This is a genomic window from Mameliella sp. AT18 (assembly GCF_028807275.1).
Taxonomy (GTDB): domain Bacteria; phylum Pseudomonadota; class Alphaproteobacteria; order Rhodobacterales; family Rhodobacteraceae; genus Antarctobacter; species Antarctobacter albus.
Map to the genome: position 1 here is coordinate 1 of NZ_JARAMO010000183.1, position 1,486 is coordinate 1,486.

Genomic DNA, 1,486 nt, shown 5'->3' on the forward strand with positions numbered 1-1,486 from the left:
GAGGTCCCGGGGCAAGCCCGGGACGGGGTCGCATGGCGGGCGGTTCAGCCCACCACGTTGAAGCCGGGTCCGTAGGGGTAGCCTGTGATGTTCTCGGCGCCGTCCTCGGTGACGACCAGGATGTCATGCTCGCGGTATCCGCCGGCGCCGGGCTGACCCTCGGGGATCGTCAGCATCGGTTCCATCGAGATCACCATGCCCGGTTCCAGCACCGTGTCGATGTCCTCGCGCAGTTCCAGACCCGCCTCGCGCCCATAGTAGTGCGACAGCACGCCGAAGGAGTGGCCGTAGCCGAAGGTCCGGTATTGCAGCAGGTCGCGCTCGGCGAAGAAGGCGTTGATCTTGCGGGTCACCTCGGCGCAGGAGACACCCGGCTTGAGCAGGCTCATGCCGTATTCATGCGCGCCGACATTGGCCTCCCAGACCTCGAGGCTGGCGGTGTCGACCTCGCCCACGAAAAGCGTGCGTTCCAGCGCGGTGTAATAGCCCGAGATCATCGGGAAAGTGTTGAGCGAGAGGATATCGCCGCGTTCCAGCACCCGACCCGTGACCGGGTTGTGCGCCCCGTCGGTGTTGATCCCGGACTGGAACCAGACCCAGGTGTCGCGGTACTCGGCCTCGGGGAACCGTCTGGCGATCTCCAGCTCCATCGCGTCGCGGCCCGCCATGGCCACGTCGATCTCGCGCGTACCTTCGCGGATCGCGTCGCGGATCGCGTAGCCGCCGACATCGGCCACCTGGGCGCCGTGGCGGATCAGGGCGATCTCGGCCGGGGACTTGTGCATCCGCTGGCGCATGGTGGCGGGGGCGATGTCGCTGGTGCTGGCGGGGGCAAGGAAGCTGTCCATCAGCGCCTTTTGCGCCAGGGTCATGTGATCGCCTTCATAACCCAGCGCCTTGCCGGTGCCGGTGACCGAGGCGATGGCGCGCCAGTAGTTGTTCCTCTCCCAGTCGGTATAGGTGATGTTGTCGCCGTGGCAGCGCCGCCAGGGCTGGGCGGCGTCGATCCCGGCGCTGATGGTCACGCTTTCTGATTGCGTCACGACAAGGCCGTAGGGGCGCCCGAAGCTGCAGTAGAGAAAGCCCGAGTAGTAGGCGATGTTGTGCATCGAGGTGAATATGGCGGCATCGAGCCCGGCCTCGGCCAGTGCGGCGCGCAGACCGGCAAGCCGGGCCTCGTATTCCTCGGGCGCGAACGGCAGGCACTTTTGACCCTGGTGAAAACGATAGTGTTGGGGACGTTCCATGAAACCCTCCTGAGGCGCGGCGGGGCCTTCCTCTACCGCGCTGGCAAAGCAAGGTCCCGGCGTTCAGGACGGTTGAGGGGCTGAAAAATGGCGACGCCATCGCCTGCCCGTCGACAGGATGCTGCGTTGCGGCAGGATGTGCAAGTGTCTCGGCGACAAAAGCCATGTCGTTTTCGGATGAGAGGCCTCCGGCGATCTGGTTGCCGTGGGATGCGAGGGGCCAGCCCCTCGCGCTCCCC

1 protein-coding gene is annotated in these 1,486 nt (G+C 66.1%); it reads right to left on the reverse strand.

Annotated features, from left to right (window positions below; all coding sequences use genetic code 11):
- Positions 1–44: 44 nt before the first annotated feature.
- A complete protein-coding gene (locus PVW46_RS16140) occupies positions 45–1,247 on the reverse strand; it encodes a M24 family metallopeptidase (RefSeq protein ID WP_069210482.1) in 1,203 nt (400 codons plus the stop codon).
- Positions 1,248–1,486 lie beyond the last annotated feature (239 nt).

What these genes read in the sequence shown, in the direction of transcription:
- PVW46_RS16140 (WP_069210482.1), bottom strand. Translation starts at nt 1,247, where the DNA reads ATGGAACGTCCCCAACACTATCGTTTTCACCAGGGTCAAAAGTGCCTG.